The organism is Ruminiclostridium papyrosolvens C7 (assembly GCF_000421965.1).
In the GTDB taxonomy this organism is placed as follows: domain Bacteria; phylum Bacillota; class Clostridia; order Acetivibrionales; family DSM-1351; genus Ruminiclostridium; species Ruminiclostridium papyrosolvens_A.
Genome location: NZ_ATAY01000034.1, coordinates 38,194 through 58,851 on the forward strand (window position 1 = coordinate 38,194; position 20,658 = coordinate 58,851).

The 20,658-nt window shown below is 40.5% G+C and carries 13 protein-coding genes; 8 read left to right on the forward strand and 5 right to left on the reverse strand.

Going from position 1 to position 20,658, the window contains the following annotated elements; translation table 11 throughout:
* Positions 1 to 13: 13 nt before the first annotated feature.
* Positions 14 to 2,644 carry a cation-translocating P-type ATPase gene (locus tag L323_RS31870; protein ID WP_020815722.1) on the reverse strand — a complete coding sequence of 877 codons (2,631 nt, stop codon included), beginning with the start codon at positions 2,642 to 2,644 and terminating at the stop codon, positions 14 to 16.
* Positions 2,645 to 2,920: 276 nt separating this feature from the next.
* Here L323_RS31870 and L323_RS31875 point away from each other — a divergent pair, with 276 nt between their 5' ends.
* The 6 genes from L323_RS31875 to L323_RS31900 all read left to right on the forward strand — a co-directional run bounded on the left by L323_RS31875 (position 2,921) and on the right by L323_RS31900 (position 9,673).
* Entirely contained in the window at positions 2,921 to 4,738 is a 1,818-nt protein-coding gene (locus L323_RS31875) for a PQQ-binding-like beta-propeller repeat protein (RefSeq protein WP_020815723.1), read from the forward strand.
* 23 nt (positions 4,739 to 4,761) lie between these two features.
* Positions 4,762 to 6,579, forward strand: coding sequence for a PQQ-binding-like beta-propeller repeat protein (locus L323_RS31880; protein WP_020815724.1), 1,818 nt, complete (start codon positions 4,762 to 4,764; stop codon positions 6,577 to 6,579).
* Positions 6,580 to 6,848: 269 nt separating this feature from the next.
* Entirely contained in the window at positions 6,849 to 7,418 is a 570-nt protein-coding gene (gene lepB / locus L323_RS31885) for a signal peptidase I (RefSeq protein ID WP_020815725.1), read from the forward strand.
* Positions 7,419 to 7,444: 26 nt separating this feature from the next.
* Positions 7,445 to 8,203 carry an acyl-[acyl-carrier-protein] thioesterase gene (locus L323_RS31890; RefSeq protein ID WP_020815726.1) on the forward strand — a complete coding sequence of 253 codons (759 nt, stop codon included), beginning with the start codon at positions 7,445 to 7,447 and terminating at the stop codon, positions 8,201 to 8,203.
* A 52-nt stretch (positions 8,204 to 8,255) separates the two neighbouring features.
* Complete coding sequence (locus tag L323_RS31895) at positions 8,256 to 8,900, forward strand: GerMN domain-containing protein (protein ID WP_020815727.1); 645 nt, start codon at positions 8,256 to 8,258, stop codon at positions 8,898 to 8,900.
* A 2-nt stretch (positions 8,901 to 8,902) separates the two neighbouring features.
* Complete coding sequence (locus L323_RS31900) at positions 8,903 to 9,673, forward strand: YdcF family protein (RefSeq protein WP_020815728.1); 771 nt, start codon at positions 8,903 to 8,905, stop codon at positions 9,671 to 9,673.
* Here the strand turns inward: L323_RS31900 and L323_RS31905 are convergent.
* The 4 genes from L323_RS31905 to L323_RS31920 all read right to left on the reverse strand — a co-directional run bounded on the left by L323_RS31905 (position 9,662) and on the right by L323_RS31920 (position 15,892).
* A complete protein-coding gene (locus L323_RS31905; RefSeq protein ID WP_242835282.1) occupies positions 9,662 to 11,980 on the reverse strand; it encodes a glycoside hydrolase family 95 protein in 2,319 nt (772 codons plus the stop codon). The genes L323_RS31900 and L323_RS31905 overlap by 12 nt on opposite strands.
* Before the next feature lie 143 nt (positions 11,981 to 12,123).
* Positions 12,124 to 13,896 (reverse strand): extracellular solute-binding protein, encoded by a 1,773-nt coding sequence (locus tag L323_RS31910; RefSeq protein ID WP_020815730.1) that lies wholly within the window; start codon positions 13,894 to 13,896, stop codon positions 12,124 to 12,126.
* A gap of 95 nt (positions 13,897 to 13,991) precedes the next feature.
* Entirely contained in the window at positions 13,992 to 14,915 is a 924-nt protein-coding gene (locus L323_RS31915; protein WP_020815731.1) for a carbohydrate ABC transporter permease, read from the reverse strand.
* A 26-nt stretch (positions 14,916 to 14,941) separates the two neighbouring features.
* Complete coding sequence (locus L323_RS31920) at positions 14,942 to 15,892, reverse strand: ABC transporter permease (protein ID WP_020815732.1); 951 nt, start codon at positions 15,890 to 15,892, stop codon at positions 14,942 to 14,944.
* A 260-nt stretch (positions 15,893 to 16,152) separates the two neighbouring features.
* On the opposite strand from L323_RS31920, the gene yicI reads away from it, so the two are divergent.
* The gene (yicI, locus tag L323_RS31925) at positions 16,153 to 18,465 is read left to right on the forward strand and encodes an alpha-xylosidase (protein ID WP_020815733.1); all 2,313 of its coding nucleotides are present in this window, start codon (positions 16,153 to 16,155) and stop codon (positions 18,463 to 18,465) included.
* A gap of 39 nt (positions 18,466 to 18,504) precedes the next feature.
* The gene (locus tag L323_RS31930; protein ID WP_020815734.1) at positions 18,505 to 20,640 is read left to right on the forward strand and encodes a glycoside hydrolase family 3 C-terminal domain-containing protein; all 2,136 of its coding nucleotides are present in this window, start codon (positions 18,505 to 18,507) and stop codon (positions 20,638 to 20,640) included.
* Positions 20,641 to 20,658 lie beyond the last annotated feature (18 nt).

Sequence of the window (20,658 nt, forward strand, 5' to 3'; positions counted from 1 at the left end):
ATGTACAGCCTTATTATTGTTTGGTCATTTTACTATTACTATTCATACCCGTTCTTATAGCTTTATAAATTTGAATAACCACCAGAGGAACCAATGCCAATAGAACAATTACGCCTAGATATCCCAACACATCAGGATTTATTGTAAATAGGCTCTGGAGTAAAGGAACCCAAAGTACCAATGCCAGCAATACAACTCCTATAAGCAAAGCACCCCAGAGAAATTTGTTGGAAAAAATTCCAACTTTATATATTGGGTACTTTGAGCGGCAATTGAAGCCATGAATCATTCGTGATAAAGCCAGAACAGCAAAAGCCATGGTGCTTGCAAGGGTGGCATCACCTTTGCTCAACCCATAATAAAACGCTGCAAGAGTACTGGCGGCAATAACTGCTCCTTCAAAAAGAACATGAAACAGGAAGCCTTTATTTAACAGAGGTTCGTTAATATCACGAGGCTTGGAGTTAAGCACATCTTTTCTATAAGGCTCCAATCCAAGGGCTATAGCCGGCATGGAATCTGTAAGTAGGTTTATAAACAATAAATGCATTGCTGTAAACGGAAGTGGAAGTGCCAGAATAGAAGTATACAGAACAGCAAGTATTCCGGCTGTATTTCCCGAAAGCAAGAACTTTATGGAATTTTTAATATTTGTATAAATGCTTCGACCGTTTGACACCGCTTTAACAATAGTAGCAAAATTATCGTCTACAAGAATCATGGATGCGGCATCCTTTGCTACCTCCGTACCGACTTTTCCCATCGCTACACCTATGTCTGCCTGTTTCAGAGCGGGTGCATCGTTTACTCCGTCTCCGGTCATTGCAACAACGTTTCCCTTGTCCTGCCATGCCTTAACTATTCTTATTTTGTGTTCAGGAGAAACGCGGGCATAAACGGAGATATCTTCAACATTATTCCTCAGTTCTTCATCGGACATTTTTTCAACTTCAGTGCCTTCCACAGCTCTTCCGTTTTCTGTCATAATACCGATTTGTCTGGCTATTGCAGAGGCTGTGATTTTGTGGTCACCCGTTATCATTACAGGTTTAATTCCGGCTTTAATGCAGTCGGCAACTGCCAGCTTTGATTCCTCACGGGGAGGATCAATCATTGCAATTAACCCCACAAAGGTAAGATACCTTTCGTCTTCAACAGAAATATTTGCCTGTGAATCAAATTTTTTATATGCAAACGCAAGGACTCTTAAACCATCATTGGAAAAGTCCCTGTTTATCCCTTCTAACATTTCTATATCACTTTGGGAAATGGGCCTTTCTCCATTTTCTTCGGCTATGGTGCTTACTCTGCTCAGGATAATATCGGGAGCACCCTTTGTAAACATCATGTACTGTCCTTCAATGTTATGAAAGGTACTCATAAGCTTTCTGTCTGAATCAAAAGGGACTTCGGAAAGTCTTGGGTATTCCTTGCGAAGGTCTTCTTCTTCATAACCGTAATTATTTGCAAGTTTTATAAAAGCAAGCTCAGTGGGGTCGCCAACGCCCTTGTCCCCTGTTATAGTAGCATCGCTTGCCAAAGCACTCATTTTAACAATAGTTCTCAGGAGAGTATCCTCCATTGAAAGGCCTCTGGATTCCAGAACCTTTGAACCAACGAATACTTTTTCTGCCACCATTTTGTTCTGGGTTAATGTACCGGTTTTGTCGGAGCAAATTACAGAAACACTTCCAAGACTTTCTACAGAGTGAAGTTTTCTTATAATGGCATTTTCTTTGGCCATTTTCTGAGTACCTATTGCAAGGACGATGGTAACAATTGAACTCAGTGCCTCAGGTATTGCAGCAACAGCCAGTGCTATTGCAAACATAAATGAATCAATAAGAGAGTAGCCTCTTAAAACGTTTGCAGCAAATATTATTCCGCAAAGTATAAGTATGGCAACAGCCAGCTTTTTACCAAATTTATCGAGACTTATCTGAAGGGGAGTTTCCTTGCTTTGAGCCGATTCCATTAAATGTGCGATTTTTCCAAGCTCCGTTGACATTCCGATATCTGTAACTGCTACAACGGCCCTACCATAAGTAATAAGGCTGCCGGTAAACACCATATTCTTCCTGTCACCTATAGCAATTTCAGTGTCTTTGATAACTTCCGATTCTTTGAGTACACTTTCAGATTCACCTGTGAGAGAGCTTTCATTAACCTGAAGACTGTAATTTTCAAGGATTCTTCCGTCTGCGCTTACAAAGTCGCCTGCTTCAAGAAGAAGTATATCACCTACCAAAACTTCGCGAGACGGTATTTCAATCTTTTCATTATTCCTTATGACCTTGGCTATTGGAGATGAAAGTGTTTTTAAGCTGTCAAGGGATTTTTCTGCCTTAAAATGCTGTACCGTGCCTAAAATGGAGTTAAGTATAGTAACTGCAAAGATTACTATTGCACTTTCATAATCTTTTAGAAACAGAGAAATAACACCTGCAATCAGAAGGATTATTACCAGAAAATCTTTAAACTGACTGAAGAAAACTTTAAAGAATCCTGCTCTATTTTCAGCTTTTAGTTCATTAAAGCCGTATTGGGTTCTAAGCCGGTCTATTTCTTTACCGGATATTCCTTCCATACTGGTGTTGAGTTTATTTAAAACTTCATCAGTTGACAGGTTGTAGTAATTATTCATAAGCTCCCCCTTTAATATTTTTACTAATTATAATTTAGGTTAAGCAAAATTGTCCATATATATAATTAATTTCTGCTATTTAAATGGATTGTATTCGAAAGAAATTGGCAAAATTAAGATATAGATAATATGTAAAATTTAACAAATGTATGTTACAAAGGTTACAACATTTTTAACAAAAAGAAATATTATTATTTTTACCAGTCTGATATAATAAGTAGGATATGATGAGTTGCCAAATGTGGCCAAAATAGTAATTTAAAATGGAGATAGAAAATGAGCAGAAAAAGAGGAAAAAATGTTAATAAGCTGCTTCCTGCATTAGTTGTTGCTTTATTTACTTTATTAGTAGCTATGATAGCAATATATCTGGTATATATCGGGAAGCTTCCACTAAAAGATTCAAATAAAACACCGCAGACATCTACTGAGACAACTGCAACCGCGACCGTATCGGTTCCTACAGGGACTGTCGCTGAAAATACTCCCACCGAGGAAACGGATAAAGCTCAGGAACCGACTGAAAGCACCAATCCTGATGATCTAATGATTTCATGGAAGAACCCGGCAAGCTTTATATCCAAGGCTGCAATGGGGGACGGCTCAATAAAGAAAACATTCAAGGACGGAAATATAAGATACTGGAGACTTGTAAGCAACAAGGTAACATCAGGCTACAATCCGTCTTACAACCTTGCCTTTGGTTCTCCCAAAATGTACTCGGAACTTGAGGGTGTAACCACATTCAGAGGAAATAACTATAGGACAGCTCCTTCATGGGGAAAAGCCGATGTTAAGGAAAAAAAGCTTGAGATAGTATGGACACATGACATTGGAGCTGTTTCGGGAGTAGGAAGCTACTGGCCGGGTGCCGGATGGACAGGACAACCGCTGCTGGCTCACTGGTCGTCGGATGTTAGAAAAGTAATGAACATAAATAATGATTTAAAGGACAAGGATCTTGTTGAAGTAATATATCCGGTATTTGACGGACATGTATATTTCCTTGACATGGAGACGGGAAAAGAATCCAGACCCAAAATGAATATAGGGTTTACCGTTAAAGGAACAGGAATGGTTGACCCAAGAGGCTATCCGTTATTCTATACAGGACAAGGGCTTAATGAGAATGACGGCAGAAAAGGTTCTTTCAAATACAGGATATTTGATTTGATTAACCAAAAGGAGATATTTTCAATGCCGGGAAATGATTCCGTTGCATTCAGACAGTGGGGAGCAAATGATTCCTCCGCATTGCTAAACAGATACACCGATACGCTTATTGACTGTGGTGAAAATGGTCTCGTCTACAAGGCAAAGCTCAATACAAAGTTTAATAAGGAAGCAGGAACAATTTCAATTAATCCTACAATAACAAAATACCGTTACAAGAGCAGCTACAGCTCAGAACAAGGAATTGAAAATTCACCTGCGGTTTACAGGAACCTTATGTATTTTGCAGATAACGGAGGAACGATACAATGCTTGGACATCAACAAACTTGAACCTGTTTGGATTTATAGGTCGGGTGATGACACTGACAGTTCCATTACACTGGAAGAAACTGACGAGGGAGTATTCCTATACACTGCAAATGAGATTGACAAACGAGGAAAATCCGGAGCGAAGGCAAACTGCAACATAAGAAAGATTAATGCCCTGACTGGAGAACTTGTATGGCAGAAGGACTATTCCTGTTTTTATCAGAATTATATAAACGGAGGAGCGTTGGCAACTCCGGTATTAGGAAAAAATGATATAAGCGATATTATTATATTCAATGTAGCACTGACAGGCTCCACAAGTGACGGAACCCTTGTTGCACTGGATAAGAAAACAGGCAAAGAGGTTTGGAAAAGACAGTTGGACGCATACAGCTGGAGTTCTCCTGTAGATTTTATGTCCAAAGACGGAAAGACCTATATGTTACTTTGTGACTTTAAAGGATATATGCATTTGATAGACCCGAAAACAGGAGAGGATTTGGATAAAATCTCAGTTGGAGGGAATGTAGAGGCTTCACCGTCAGTATACAATGATATGGCGGTAGTAGGTACCTATGCAAAGAAAATATACGGAGTAAAAATCAAGTAAAAATACCGGGGAGTAAATTGAGAATGACTAGATATAGAAGAAGAAGGACAACCAACAGACTTAAAGTAATACTAACTATTTTGATACTGTCATTGATAACGACAGGTGTCATGATTGCATTAAGCAAAATGAATAATTCCGGGAAATTAGGAAGCAGTAAAGATTCCTATGCCATCAATACAACTGCAGGGAACAACCAGGACGTGGATAAAGAGCCTGAACCCGAGCCGGTAGCAGACCCGATGCCTACAGAAATAACAGATCAAAGCAAGTTGAAGACCTCATGGACAACAGAATCAACTTTTGACGGTGCAAAGGCTTTTGTCGAATATGCATTTGATAATGTATTCAAAAACGGAACTAAAATGCAAAGCTGGATATTCAGAAACAATACCCCTTTAAAGGAATATACGGTTAAAAACAAGAATAAAATCAGCTTTGGTTCGTCTGATACATACTCAGACCTAGAAGGTATAACAACGTTCAGAGGAAACAATTACAGAGATAACGCATCATATGGAACACGTACCGTTTCTCAGAAAAAGCTTGAAATAGTATGGAAAAAAACCGGGCTGGGTGCAATCTCAGGTGAAGGCAGCTTTTGGCCGGGAACAGGCTGGACAGGGCAACCCCTTATTGTCCATTGGTCTGAAGACGTGAGAAAGATGATGAACATTAACAGTGATATGAAGTCTAAGGATCTTGTAGAGGTTATATACCCTACATTAGACGGAAACATATATTTCCTTGACCTTGAAACAGGAAAACCTACCAGAAACCAAATCAAAATAGGTTACCCTATAAAAGGAACAGGTATGATTGACCCAAGAGGATATCCGATACTTTACACAGGTATGGGGATAAATGATAACGGCGGAAAGTACAGCGAATACAAATATAGAATTTTTAATCTTCTGAACCAGAAGGAAATGTACTCCATTTTCGGAAGGGATCAGGTTGCGTTCAGGGGCTGGGGAGCCAACGATTCTTCGGCAATCTTGGATAAAAAGACAGATACACTTCTTGACTGCGGAGAAAACGGACTTGTATACAAGGTCAAAATGAATACAAAATTTGATAAAACAGCAGGAACTCTCTCAGTAGCACCGCAAATAACTAAGTACCGTTACAGAAGTCCTTATAATGACGAACAGGGAATAGAAAATTCTCCGGCGGTATATAAAAACTATATGTATTTCTGCGATAACGGAGGTACGCTACAATGCCTTGACCTGAATACAATGAAACCGGTATGGATATTTGAAACAGGGGATGATACCGACAGTTCGATTGTAATAGAAGAAACAAAGGACGGAGTATTCCTTTATACTGCAAACCAGGTTGACAAGCGTGGTGAAAACGGTAAAAACAAGTTTGCAGATTGCAATATAAGAAAAATAAACGCAAAAACCGGTGAGCTTGTTTGGCAGAAGGATTATAAGTGCATATACAACTACTATATAAACGGCGGTTCACTGGGAACTCCTGTACTTGGTAAAGATGATATAAGCAATATGGTGATATTCAATGTTTGCTTTACGGGTTCCAATACTGACGGAAACATGATTGCACTTGATAAAAAGACCGGTGAAGAAATATGGAACAAAAAGCTGACTGCATACAGCTGGTGTTCTCCTGTTGACTTCAAAAGCTCTGATGGCAAAACCTATTTGGTTTATACTGATTATGCCGGGTACATGCGTCTGGTTGATCCTATGGACGGAAAAACCCTTGACTCGGTATCTTTAGAGGGAAATGTTGAATCCTCCCCTGCCATTTACAATGATACTATTGTAGTAGGAAGCTATGCAAAAAAGATATTTGGAATAAAGGTAAAATAATAACGTACTAAATAATTGCTTGGATATATAGCATCTCATTGTAAAATGCTGATCCAGGCAATTATATTAATTGGGGTACGCAACGGTATACTGTAGTTTCAGACTTTTACGTCTTTGAAATCGTATAATTATCAATACTAAAAATAATTAAGGAAAAGTTAATAAATTTTGTCTATAAAATGTTACACAAATATATTATAATTAGGTAAATTTAGTAAATCAGAGGCGTAATTACTCAAAAGAAAACAAGTGAGGGAGATATTTTGGAGATGAAAATTTTGAAAGAATTATTAGGCTGGGTGGGAACAATACTGGGGTCTGTGGTTTTGGCATTGATAGTTATAATTTTCATATTTCAGCCAACCAGTGTAGATGGACATTCAATGGATAATACTTTGCATGATAAGGAAAAAATAATAATTAATAAGACTCAGAATATATTCCGCAGTAAACCCAAATACGGAGACATCGTTATAATTGACAGCAGAGTAGATAGAAAAAGAACCTTTTGGGATAACGTTATAGACCCGCTCAAATACAATATATTAGTATCAAGGTTTACTGAAAACACTCAGCAGGTATTCTGGGTTAAGAGAGTAATAGGTAAGGCCGGAGACGAATTGCAGTTTAAGGATGGAAAAGTTATCCGCAACGGTATACCGTTAGAAGAACCATACATAAGAGAGCCAATGCTTTATCAATCGGAAAATACAATAAAGGTTCCCGAGGATGCCGTCTTTGTTATGGGAGACAACAGAAATGAAAGTAAGGACAGCAGAATCATAGGCCCTATACCCATTGACCATGTAGTGGGCAAATATCTATTCAGACTTGGTTAATACACATTATAGTAATTGGAGGATTTATGGACCCGCTTTCGATATACAAGAAGAATTATCATGTAGATTATGGCGACGCAGATTATTTTAAAAGACTAAAACTCAGTTATCTTTTTAACTACTTTCAGAATATTGCAGGCCTCCATTCCGAGAGTACAAACCTTGGTATAGGTAAATTACAAAATGAATATGGTGTGGCGTGGGTAATGATTCGAATGATGCTGGAAATTAACAGGATGCCCGGTATTAACGAAGATATTTCAATTGAGACATGGCCGGTATCACCTAAGAAAATGATTATAGAAAGAAATTTTATCGTGAGGGATATGGAAGGTAATATTCTTGTCAGTGCAATTTCAAGCTGGGTTATATTGGATTTACAGAAACGTCAGATGGTTAAAATTGATTCCATGATTCCACCACAGCATCCGGAATTCTTAGAATCAAAAGCAATAGACAGAAAATTTGAAAAGCTGAAACCAGCGGGAGAGTTGAATTCAGTTTACAAAAAACTTATAGGTTTTAGTGACCTTGATATTAACGGTCACGTAAATAATGCAAAATATATAGACTATATATTAGACTGTTTTTCCTTAGATAAGCATGAAAAGTATAGTGCCAAATCAATTCAGATAAATTATGTAAACGAAGCTGTTGCTGGAGATACTATTTCCTTATACAAGGATATTGCGGAGATAGACGGCAGCCACAAGAAAGTGTATATTGAAGGAATAAATGAAACGGACGGTAAGGTTCATTTTCAAGCATACATTCAAGTGCAATAAGACAGTACAAATATAACTAGTAAATACTTTTAAACCCGGGGAGGTCGTTTATATGAATAATTCAAAGAAACTAAAAGCTATTGTTGCTGTTCTTTTTTGCTTTATTATTATTTTGGTAATTTTGCTTGTATATGCTGTGGGTCAGTCAAAGGAACCATCTGAATCTTCAAGTACACCTTCTAATTCATCAACAACAGCATCACAAACTACTTTGTCACAAACTACCGGATCACAAACTATTGTATCACAAACAACTCCAGCTAATGAGACAATGGAACTCAAACTTTATTATTATGATGCTGATGATTATGAGAAACCAAAGGAAATCCGTAATATCATAACTGATAAAAAATTGTATGAAACTGATTTAACCTCTGCAATAAACAATGTTTTGTCCTCTACCGACATAAAAATAAACAAGGCTGTATTGGATGGAAAGAATATTACCATTGATTTGCCCAAAGAGACTGTAAAAAAGTTTAATTCAGGTAGTGCAGGAGGTATAACCCATACCAACATACTTGCAATGACAGTACTGAATCTTTCTGGAGTTGAACAAATGCAGGTAACTATGGACGGAGAAGCAGGTATTGAGTCTGATCATTTCAGCTTTAACGGTACTTTTATTAAGCCTGAGGAAGGTAAAAAGTACACTTTCAGCCCATCAGATAATCCGGGAAAGACTTTGGAATTTTAATTATGAAAAATAAATATTTTCAGATATTTTTGTACATATTGGCTGCCGCAGGAATAATGGACACTATAATTATTGCAAAAAGAAGCGGCGGTATGGATATGGGAATTTTGCTTCCTGCTATTGGAGGCGTTTGTATAATAATATGGGCCTTATTTAAAAAAACAGGATTATACAGGCGAAGGCCCAAATTTTACAGTAAACTTATAAAAGTATTTACAGGACTTTTCCTCATATGGTTGGTTTCTTTTATTATAATAACAGCAGTCATAATAACCTCTGCCATGTCCGACAAGGAGCAGCGGGTTGACAGCGTAATAGTACTAGGTGCGGGGCTCAAAGGCGAAACACCGACACTGGTTTTGAAAAAGAGACTTGATCATACCTTGGATTATTACAAACTTAATCCTGATGTAAAGATAATAGTATCAGGGGGACAGGGTATAGGAGAAACCATAACGGAAGCAGAGGGAATGAAAAGGTACCTGGTTAAGCATAATATACCCGAAAATGTTATTTTGAAAGAGGAAAAGTCTACCAGTACATATGAAAACATGCTGTATTCTAAAAAAATGTATGAAAGTACTATTGGAAGGCCTCTTGATAAGGTATTGATTGTAACTAACGATTTTCATATGTTCAGGGCGAAAATACTTGCAAAAAGAGCCGGACTAAAACCGTATGGAATCAGTTCCGGCACTCCATGGTACATATACCCAAATGTTTGTTTAAGAGAGTACTTTGCTTTATTTAAGTCCATTATTTTAGACAGATAAGATAAAATTAACACTTTCATTTGCAGTTAGCTTGACTAAAACGGAGTTTTCTATTCTTTCAACATATTTGTCTGCCGTAAAAGCTTCATTTATCCTAATACGGCAGACTCCGTTTTGTCCTGCCGTTATCCGTGCACGGACAAGATGATGTTCCCGCCATGAAATATCTACAGTGTAGTTTCCTCTGGCTTTTATGCCGGTTACACTACCGTTTTTCCAATTATCCGGCAAAGCAGGTAGAAGGTGCAGTTCTCCTTTATGGCTTTGTAACAGCATTTCTATAATGCCTGTGGTAAAGCCAAAATTACCGTCTATTTGAAATGGAGGGTGTGCGTCAAAAAGGTTAGGATAAACGGAACGGGTTAAAAGTTGATTAACAAAACGGTAGGCATTATTCCCGTCACCTATTCTGGCGTAAAGACATATAAGCCAAGCACAACTCCAGCCTGTATGACCGCCTCCGTTAGAAAGTCGTTGTTCCAGAGATTTACGACAGGCTTCAGCAAGTTCGGGTGTGTGCAGTGGACTTATAACACTGCCGGGATAAAGTCCAAAAAGATGGGACATATGCCGATGGCCCGGTTCTTCTTCAACATATTCATCAGGCCACTCCAACAGCTGGCCGTTACCGCCTATTTGAAATGGGGGCAACTTGCAAAGCCGTTGGGCAAGTAAGTCAGAAAGGTCTGAATCAATTTTAAGAATTGACTGTGCTTCGATACAGCTTTCAAAAAGCTCTCGGATAATAGCCAAGTCCATAGTTGAACCTTTTGTGATTGAACATATTCGACCTTCAGCATCTATAAACGCATTCTCAGGTGAAGTAGATGGGTTGGTTACAAAATACCGATTTTCATCAGGCTTCATATAATCAAGCAAAAACAAAACTGCTTCTCGTATAATATAATAGTGATTTTTTAAGAAATCAGCGTCACAGGTGAATCTGTAATGCTCCATAATGTGAATAGAGAGCCATGCACCACCCATAGGCCAAAACCCCCATCTTGCCTGACCTGACACAGCAGAAGTCATACGCCATAAATCAGTGTTGTGGTGAAGTACAAAACCCCTGCACCCGTAATGTACACGTGATATCTCAGAGCCCGCCTTTGAAACGTCTTTCAGCAGGTCAAACAGCGGTAAATGACATTCTGAAAGGTTTGCAGTCTCAGCAGGCCAATAGTTCATTTCAGTGTTAATATTGGTAGTGTAATTAGAGGACCAAGGTGCTGTCAGCTCCTTATTCCAAATTCCTTGAAGATTAGCCGCTTGTGTGCCGGGACGGGAACAGGCCATAAGCAGATACCTGCCATAGGCAAACATCAGTGAATCCAAAGAGGGGTCATACTTTCCTGATGCATATGCAGCCAATATTTTATCAGTTGGCTGGGGCGACTGCGGGCCAAGGTCAAGACAAACACGGTCAAATAAAGCAGCGTGGTCAGCTTTATGGCGGGATAAAAGCTCATTCCAACTGTATCCTGCTGCCTCATCCAGTATTTTCATACATTTGGTTAAAGGGTCTGTTCCTGAACTACCGGGCATTTTATCAAATCCCTCAAAATTTGTAGCCGAAGAGAGTATCAGAAGAACTTCATCCGCAGCGGTGACTGAAATCCGGTCTGCTTCAGCAATTAAGGAGCCACCCTTTACATTTGCCCTTATTCCGACTGAAAAGCGTATACTGCGACTTTGCTCTTTATGGTCATAGAGTATATGTTTATCTGCTTCCACGTAGTCTGGAATCATGCGGGAGGGACAGTCGCCGGTCATTATCAGGCTATTGTCCCTTTTTGCTATCCGATAACGCAGTTGAGAATCAAGTGTTGCGGTAAAAGTCAATGAACCGGACTTATCTGCAGTCATGTGAACTACCATAACGTCGTCGGGATAGGAACATATAACCTCACGGAAATAATTGACGCCACCGCAGGTATAACGGGTTTCGCATACGGCTGTATTAAGGGAGAGTGAACGGCTGTAGCCTTTAGTATCCCCTGACAGTTCATAAGTCAATAATAACCTGCCAAGAGGGAGATAGGACTGTGAGTAACCTGTTAGTACATTTTCTTCTATAAGCTTCTGTGCCTCATAATTTTTGCCTTCATCCACAAGGCGTTGTACTTTATGTAAGACAGGCAGTACGTTCTTGTTAATATCCTGTCCGGGTAATCCGGACCATAGAGTATCGTCGTTTAAATCAATACATTCCTGTATAATACCGCCATGAACCATTCCACCAAGACGACCGTTACCGATAGGCAGTGCCTCTTCCCAAATACGGGCGGGGGATTTATACCATAACATATAGTCCAATAAGATTCCCTCCTGAAAAATTAGTAATATATAGAAAAATGTCTCGTGAAAAGGATAAGGATGCTTCCCCGGTATTACCGAAGGCTGCACCCTTTTCCCGAAGAGAGGATTATAAAAATGTACAGTTTCTTAATTTATTTTCCGCTGTCTGCTGCCTGCTTACGGGCTGCAGCGAGCTCAGCTAACTGCTGTTTATTCCATTCTACAACGGTGTCAAAACCTTCTCCCTTGACCTTCTCGGTCATCTGTTTCAGAAGGGAATTAAACTCACTGTCACTCTTTGCATATACCATTTTCCAGGAATAGTCACGGATATCCATTTTGACTACGTCCTGAGTTGACTGAATGTCAGATGGAAGAGTAGGAGCAACATAATCGGTGCCGGGAGAAACTGAAATCTGGTTGTTCTTAACAAGCCATTCTTTTGCAGACAGAGCACCGTCCATGGCTGCACTCCAGTTTTTCTGCAGGGTACTTGTGTTGGATAATAGGGTTGACGACCAAAGCTTGTAATAGTATGGCTCTTTGGTATTCGGATTAATCGAGTTTGCTGCCAAGCCATCAAAGCCGACCTTACACTCTCCTGTCTGCCAATCGCTGCCGCCAAACTCACTAGATACTTCTACTGCAATCGATGGCATACATTTTTTACCAAAGTCAGTTAATGTTGGCTTACCATTTTCCATTTTCCATGCAAGACCTTCAGGGCCATTCTTAATTGTCATTGTTCCTTCAGGAGAGTAGTACCAGTTTAGGAAATCCATAGCACGCTCAGGGTTTTTGCAGGACTTTCCTAATGCCACAAGGTAAGTACTGCCGTTTGGAGTAAATCCGTTTGACCAGATTTTCTCATCTGCTATAGGAACAAGAGCAAAGCCTGCACCCTTTGATATGTTGTCAGCATTGTTGAAATTGTTAGGGCCGAGCCAACTGAACTGTGAATATAGAACCTGACCATTTGAATACTTTTTGGTAATATCATCCCAGGTCTGATTGATTGAATCGGGGTCCAGAAGACCATCACGGTATGCCTGATTGTAAACTTTCAAAGCTTTTACATAGTAACCGTTGGGGTCGATAATGCTCTGATACTCCGAAGCCAAATTATTAGTCAGAAGAAAACCACCAAAGGGAGCTTCCTCATACCCGTAAAGCTCTGCAATCATTTTTCCGAACATCATCATGCAGCCGTCCCAATCCTTAAACAGTGAAAAAGCATACTGCTTCTGTCCGTTTGAGTTGGTGGGGTGCTTTTGTGCCATTGCTTTTAACATCGGATATACATCATCGAAGGTACTCAGCTTAGGAGAACCGATTTCCTGATAGTAGTCATAACGGGTGTATACACCGAATGTAAGATCAGAGTCTTCGGAAGGAGTATTGGGAGACTCAGTAGAAACATTATTAGGAATTGCATAATCACCATATTTGTCGGAAACACGCTTAAGGGCACCTGAAAAATTCTTAACAATGTTATCACCGTGCTTTGCCAGCAGTTCGTTATCCGATAGTTTCATTAGAAGCCCGGCTTTAAGTGAATCAGTGAATTTGGTGTCCATGGCACCGTATACCACAATATCACCAAGGTCGCCGGAAGCAGAACGTGTCTGAAAAGACTGGTCTGCATTTCCATCTGTCTGAGCTGAAATAATGTTTAGCTTGAGATTAAATTTGTCTTTGATCACCTTTCCGAACCATCCTATCTGTTCACCTTGGAAATTTCCCGTTAAAGTGTAAACATCAAGTGTTACCGTATCCTTATAAGGATTGTTGCCGGAACCGGATGCGGAACTGCTCAAACCGGATGAGGAACTACTGTCGCCGCCCGGTTTAGTACAGGCCGCCATACTTACGGTAACACCGAGGATAATGGCAGCGGTTAGGGATTTAATAAGCCACTTTTTCATACATAAACCTCCATTAAATTATTGTATTATTAAAGCAGTGTTTTTTATGTGCCGTTACACTGCCGTGTATGGCACGGATAAACCATATTACAGAATTAACCCTTGACGGCACCTATAATTATACCACCCACAAAAAACCGTTGGAAAAAGGGATATACAAACAAAATCGGAAGAATTACAACAACCGAAACAGTCATTCTAACGGATTGTGCCGTTTGAGAGCCTGCAAGATTTGATACCGATTGACCAATTCCCGCACCGCTGTTTCTCATAATACTGGCCAGAGAGCTTGCCTGATTGAGGTAGCGGTACAGAATAAACTGCAAGGTGTACAGATGGCTGTCTGTCATCAATAACAGGGTGTCAGTAAAAGAATTCCATTGCCCTACTGCTGCAAAAATGGCAACCGTTGCAAGGATGGGAACGCAGAGGGGCCAGACAACCTTGATAAATATGGTGAAGTATCCGGCACCATCTATCTGTGCCGCTTCCTGAAGTGCCTGTGGAGTATTCTCAATATATGTTTTAACAAGGATCACATTAAATGGCGCTACAATAGCCGGCAGTATATATGCAAAGAAATTGTTCCTAAGTCCCAGATTCAGCATTGTAATGAACCATGGAATAAGACCTGCATTGAAGTACATTGTCACAATAACAAAACGGTACCAGAATTTTCGGCCCCACATTTCTTTTTTTGTAAACAGGTATCCTAAAAAAGCTGAGGCAAAAACTGTTAAAGCGGCACCAATTATTGTACGTGCTACCGACACAAACAAGGCATCTGTAAGCCCGTTTAGCTTCAAAATTTTGACGTAGTTGTCAAAATGAATTTTTTGGGGAAGTAGTAAAACTGCTGTCTTTGAGCTGATTTCATTTGCAGTAAGGGTGTTTATAATCAAAAAGTAAAAAGGATATATACAAGCAATAGTTAAAGCTGCAAATACTAAATATGTAATTATATAAAACACAATGTCTCCGAAATTGTAATGTTCTTTCTTTTTTAGTATGGGTAACATGGTTGTTTTCCTCCTTTATTAACCTGTCAGACGATAGTTTCGCCGCGCAGAAGTTTAGATACGCCGTTAACCGTAAACAGCAGTGCTATGCTGACGATAGACTTGAGCATACTAACAGCAGTTGCAAGAGGGAAATTCATACTGCCAACACCTATATTATAAACATAGAGGTCAAGAACCTGAATATGTGCTTTGTTCATTGCATTCTGGAATACGTAATACTGGTCAAGGCCATTATTAAGAAAATTAGCAACTGACAGCATGAGCAGAACAAAGAAGGTTGGCAACAGCGAAGGAACAGTGATATTCCACATTGTACGGAAGCGCCCTGCTCCATCGACCTTGGCAGCTTCATAAAGCTCCTGATCAATGCCTGCTATTGCGGCAAGGTACATGATGGCGCTCCAACCGAGAGTTTTCCACAAACTCCACAAAGTCATTGAAAGCCATGTATGGTTATCGCTTGCAAGAAAGTTAATCGGAGAAGAAATAATGTGCATATCAATGAGAATTTTGTTTACCACGCCGTCTCCGGTCGAAAAGAACACATAGGCAACAGAGTAAACAAGTACCCAGCTTATAAAGTTAGGCAGAGTAGTTAACACTTGTACTATTCGTTTAAACCAGCCTCGCTTGACTTCATTTAGAAAAACGGCAAAGGCAAGGGGCAGAACGGAGGTTAACAGGTTTAGCCCGCTGATGGCAAAAGTATTGCGAAGAACATCACCGATTGCATTTCTGTAAGCAGGATTCGTAATAATTGATGTAATCCATTTGAGCCCCACAAAATCACACTGATACAGCTTAAAGGGCGGACGATAATCAAACATTGAATAAATCCATCCGTATAAAGGTAAGTAGGAAAATGTAAAACAAAGTATCAGAAAAGGTAAAGCCATGAAAAACAGTTTGAATCGATCCCGGTGCTTATTCTTTTTTAACTTAACGTAAGTGGTGCTGCTAGACGGACTGGACATTAAACTTCCCTCCAAATATTTTTGGGTTTAGTAATTTTTTACAAAAATATTGTATCTTGCCTATTAAAATTTGTATATCCTAAAAAAATAGTCAAAAACACTGTAAAATTTATAGGTGAGTATACTTTTTCAAAAAGTTCTAGAATTATTACAGTGTTTTTGCTGTGATTTTTTACGTTTTAAATCTAAAGATGGGACTGTATAATTGAGAATAAGAATAATAAAAAAGCCGGATAAACTTTTCAGGAGGTCTTTATACCATGAAATTTCTTAATGGATATTGGATGAGCAAGGAAGGATATTCCCTGTATTACCCGTCCAAGGCATACCGTATTGAGAACTGCGGGGACAGATTACGCATTTTTGCACCATGCAACCCGATTAATCACAGAGGAGATACTTTAGGTGGCCCTGCACTGACTATTGAGTTGAGTTCCCCGGCAGCTGATATAATTCATGTAAGAGCATACCACTATAAAGGAATAAAAAAAGCCGGGCCTTATTTTGAACTTAATTCTCTCGGAAGCTCTCCGACAATCATTGAAGATAATGATGCAGTGTGGTTTGAAAGTGGAAGTATTAAGGCGCGTGTTGATAAAACCAGCTTTATTATAGAATATTATCGCGGTGGTGAACGTCTGACCGGGAGTGGTTGGAGGCATCTTGCATACATAAAACACGAAAGCGGTCAAACCTATATGAGGGAACAGCTTGATTTGGATGTAGGAGAGTGTGTATATGGTTTGGGAGAGCGGTTTACACCCTTTGTAAAGAATGGTCAGACGGTTGATATTTGGAATGAGGACGGAGGTACTTGCACCGAGCAATCCTACAAAAATATCCCATTTTATATAACAAACAGAGGGTATGGGGTTTTTGTAAATGATCCGGGTATTGTCTCATTTGAAATTTGCAGTGAAGTTGTATCCCGTTCACAATTTTCCGTTGAAGGCGAATCCTTGGACTATTTTGTAATTGGAGGTTCAGACTGTAAGGAAGTGATTTCAAACTATACTGCGCTTACGGGACGTCCTTCCATGCCACCGTCATGGTCATTTGGACTATGGCTTTCCACTTCATTTACAACTGACTACGATGAAGAAACCGTCACAAGCTTTATAGATGGAATGAGTCAACGTCGTATTCCGCTATCCGTATTCCACTTTGATTGCTTTTGGATGAAAGAGTTCAACTGGTGCGATTTTATTTGGGACAAAGGTGTTTTCCCTGATCCCAAAAAGATGTTATCCAATCTAAAGAAAAAAGGCGTGCATATCTGTGTCTGGATTAATTCTTATGTCTCACAGGAGTCTGTTCTTTTTGATGAAGGGATGGAAAAGGGCTATTTCATACACAAAAAGGACGGCAGTGTTTGGCAGTGGGATATGTGGCAGCCGGGAATGGCCATTGTTGATTTTACAAATCCAGAGGCGTCTAAGTGGTTTTCTCAAAAGCTTCTTGACCTTGTGGATATGGGTGTAGATTGTTTTAAAACCGATTTTGGAGAACGTATCCCTACAGAGGATGTTGTATATTTCGACGGTTCAGACCCTAAGAAGATGCATAACTTCTACACTTACCTATATAACAGGACAGTGTTTGATACTTTGAAATCAGCGGGTAAAGAGGCGATAGTATTTGCACGGTCGGCTACAGCAGGTAGCCAGAAGTTCCCTGTTCACTGGGGTGGAGATTGTACTGCTGACTTTTCCTCTATGGCTGAAAGTTTGCGAGGGGGTCTGTCACTGGGGTTGTGCGGATTTGGCTTCTGGAGTCATGACATCGGAGGCTTTGAGCAAACTGCCACAGCGGATGTTTATAAACGGTGGCTGGCCTTTGGTATGCTGTCATCCCATTCTCGGCTCCACGGCAGTACCAGCTACCGAGTACCATGGCTATATGACGAAGAGGCAGTGGATGTACTGCGCTTTTTTGCAAATCTGAAATGCCGTCTCATGCCGTATATATACAAAACTGCGGTTCAGGCCTCACAGCAGGGGCTGCCCTCAGTGCGTGCAATGTTTCTTGAGTTCAAGGACGACCCCGGATGTACTACCCTTGACCGTCAATATATGCTTGGTGATTCCCTGTTGGTGGCACCTGTATTTACGGTTTCAGGATTAGTGGACTATTACTTACCTAAGGGCGAGTGGTATAACCTTCTGACAGGTGAAATTGTTACCGGAGGAAGTTATCGCAAGGAAAAGCACAATTACATGAGTCTGCCCATATATGTCCGTCCCGGTAGCCTTCTGGCTATGGGCTACAGTGAGGAAGAAACTGTCTATGAATATGCACAGGATGTTCGCTTGCTGCTGACGCCCCTATCCGACAGTGCTTATGCAAATACTTCTGTCTATGAGAAGGACGGAAATGAAGCACTTAATGTCACGGCAACCCGTAAAGGGAGTGAAATTACTGTAATAGCAGAGGGAGACGGAAAACCGTGGAGTATAAAACTGTGCGGTATTATAGCAGCCGCGTGTACAGGCGGAACTATTGTAAGGGAGCAGGATGGGGAGATATTTATACCAACAGCTTTTTGCGGTAAATATACGTTTGAAATTCTGTAAAAACTATATTAAATAATTTACATTTTTGGAGTGAATATAATGCAATTTAACGGGATTGATGAAAAAATAGAGGAACTACTGTCCATGATGACTTTGGAGGAAAAGGCCGGCATGTGTCACGGCAATGGGTTATTCCGCACAGGTGGGATACCGAGGCTGGGGATTCCTCCCCTTGTGTTTTCAGACGGGCCTATGGGTGTACGCAATGAGTTCGCTGATAATCAGTGGGAAACGATAGGAGGTAATTGGGATTTTGTTACATACCTGCCTTCCTGCACGGCACTTGCAGCAACCTTTAATAGAACCCTTACGGAGAGGGTAGGAGAAGTATTGGGCTGCGAAGCAAGGGGCCGTGGTAAGGACGTTATCCTTGCACCGGGTGTGAATATTATCCGTACACCTTTATGCGGTAGAAATTATGAATACTTCAGTGAAGACCCGGTGCTGACCGGAGAACTTGCATCAGCCTTTATAAAAGGCGTACAGAGTTTTGATGTGGCAGCCTGTGTCAAGCATTTTGCGGCCAATAATCAGGAGACAGAACGTCTTGCCGTAAGTGCAGCGGTGGATGAACGTACACTCAGGGAGCTGTACTTTCCTGCATTTGAAGCAGCAGTGAGGGCAGGAGTTCTTACAGTTATGACTGCATATAACAGGCTCAACGGTACATTTTGCAGTCACAGCCCCGAGTTGATTACAGAAATCCTCCGTAAGGAGTGGGGGTTTGACGGTGTTGTGGTTTCTGATTGGGGGGCAGTACACGATACAGAGGCTCCTGCAGAAGCCGGTCTTGATATTGAAATGAATGTAACCACTGATTTTGACGACTATTTTTTTGCAAAACCCCTTATAAAGGCTGTTCAAAACGGAAAAATCTCTGAAAGTATTCTTGATGAAAAGGTACGACGAATACTGAAATTGATGTTCAGACTGAATATGTTCTCCAAGGACCGAAAAAGAGGTGGCTTCAATCTGCCGCAGCACCAACAGACAGTACTTGAAGCAGCTAAGGAGAGCTTTGTTCTTTTAAAAAATGACAAGGGGATACTCCCTCTTAATGCAGACAGAATTAAAACGGTTGCCGTTATTGGCAATAATGCAGACAAAAAACATTCCACCGGGGGAGATAGTGCGGCAGTCAAGGCATTGTATGAGATTACTCCGCTGTCAGGCATAGTTATGAGATTGGCAGGGGGCGCAAAAGTGACATATTACCCGGGGTGTGTTGATGATACACATAGCAGGCAGGAATTTCACATGCCGTCAAATGCTGATGAGAAAACCCGTGTAGAAATTGAGGAAAAGTCACGAGCTGCACATGAGGAATATATAAATGTTGAAAAAAGGTTAAATGAAGAAGCAATTCAGGCAGCACGGACTGCCGATGCAGTTATTTTCATTGGAGGTACAGGGCATGAGCAGGAATCAGAAGGTCGTGACAGGGCAGATATGACTTTACCCTACGAACAGGATAAGCTTCTGGAAAGGGTTCTTGCCATAAACTCAAATACAGTAGTAGTCATATTAAGCGGTTCCCCGGTTGATATGAACCCATGGATAAACAATGCGCCTACCGTTATGCAGGGATTTTTTTCAGGTATGCACAGTGGAACGGCGTTGGCGGAAGTTTTATTCGGAGACGATAATCCTAGCGGACATCTACCTTTCACAATACCTGTGAGAGAGGAGGATACAGGAGTTAAGGCACTGGGTGAATATCCCGGAGGCGAGAAGGTTTGTTACACAGAAGGTCTCTTTGTAGGATACCGTTACCACGATACATATAATGTTCCTCCGCTTTTTCCATTTGGACACGGTTTGTCATATACTGCTTTTTCGTTGGCGAAGGGAGTATTAAGACAGGTTTCCGGCTCCTGCAAGGAGTATGAAATAAACGTTGAAATAACCAATACCGGGGCTAGGGCAGGTGCACAGTCAGTCCAGCTATATGTAGAGCCACCGAAGAAAGCCGGCTCTCCTATACGTACTTTGCAAGGTTTTGAAAAGATATACCTGAATCCCGGTGAATCCAAAACCATTACATTTAAACTTGATGAACGAACTTTCTCAGAATTCTGCATTAATACAGGATGGGTTTTTGTTCCGGGGGACTATACCATATACATTGGTACTTCATCCCGTGATCTTCCCATAGCTATGACCCTTACACTCTGATATCTATAGAAATAGGTT

Bases quoted from the DNA above. Each gene is read 5' to 3' on its own strand.
- L323_RS31905 (WP_242835282.1), bottom strand. From the start codon at position 11,980: ATGTTATGGTATAAATCCCCCGCCCGTATTTGGGAAGAGGCACTGCCT.
- L323_RS31875 (WP_020815723.1), top strand. From the start codon at position 2,921: ATGAGCAGAAAAAGAGGAAAAAATGTTAATAAGCTGCTTCCTGCATTA.
- L323_RS31910 (WP_020815730.1), bottom strand. From the start codon at position 13,896: ATGAAAAAGTGGCTTATTAAATCCCTAACCGCTGCCATTATCCTCGGT.
- L323_RS31880 (WP_020815724.1), top strand. From the start codon at position 4,762: ATGACTAGATATAGAAGAAGAAGGACAACCAACAGACTTAAAGTAATA.
- L323_RS31900 (WP_020815728.1), top strand. From the start codon at position 8,903: ATGAAAAATAAATATTTTCAGATATTTTTGTACATATTGGCTGCCGCA.
- L323_RS31920 (WP_020815732.1), bottom strand. From the start codon at position 15,892: ATGTCCAGTCCGTCTAGCAGCACCACTTACGTTAAGTTAAAAAAGAAT.
- L323_RS31930 (WP_020815734.1), top strand. From the start codon at position 18,505: ATGCAATTTAACGGGATTGATGAAAAAATAGAGGAACTACTGTCCATG.
- lepB (WP_020815725.1), top strand. From the start codon at position 6,849: ATGAAAATTTTGAAAGAATTATTAGGCTGGGTGGGAACAATACTGGGG.
- L323_RS31895 (WP_020815727.1), top strand. From the start codon at position 8,256: ATGAATAATTCAAAGAAACTAAAAGCTATTGTTGCTGTTCTTTTTTGC.
- yicI (WP_020815733.1), top strand. From the start codon at position 16,153: ATGAAATTTCTTAATGGATATTGGATGAGCAAGGAAGGATATTCCCTG.
- L323_RS31870 (WP_020815722.1), bottom strand. From the start codon at position 2,644: ATGAATAATTACTACAACCTGTCAACTGATGAAGTTTTAAATAAACTC.
- L323_RS31890 (WP_020815726.1), top strand. From the start codon at position 7,445: ATGGACCCGCTTTCGATATACAAGAAGAATTATCATGTAGATTATGGC.
- L323_RS31915 (WP_020815731.1), bottom strand. From the start codon at position 14,915: ATGTTACCCATACTAAAAAAGAAAGAACATTACAATTTCGGAGACATT.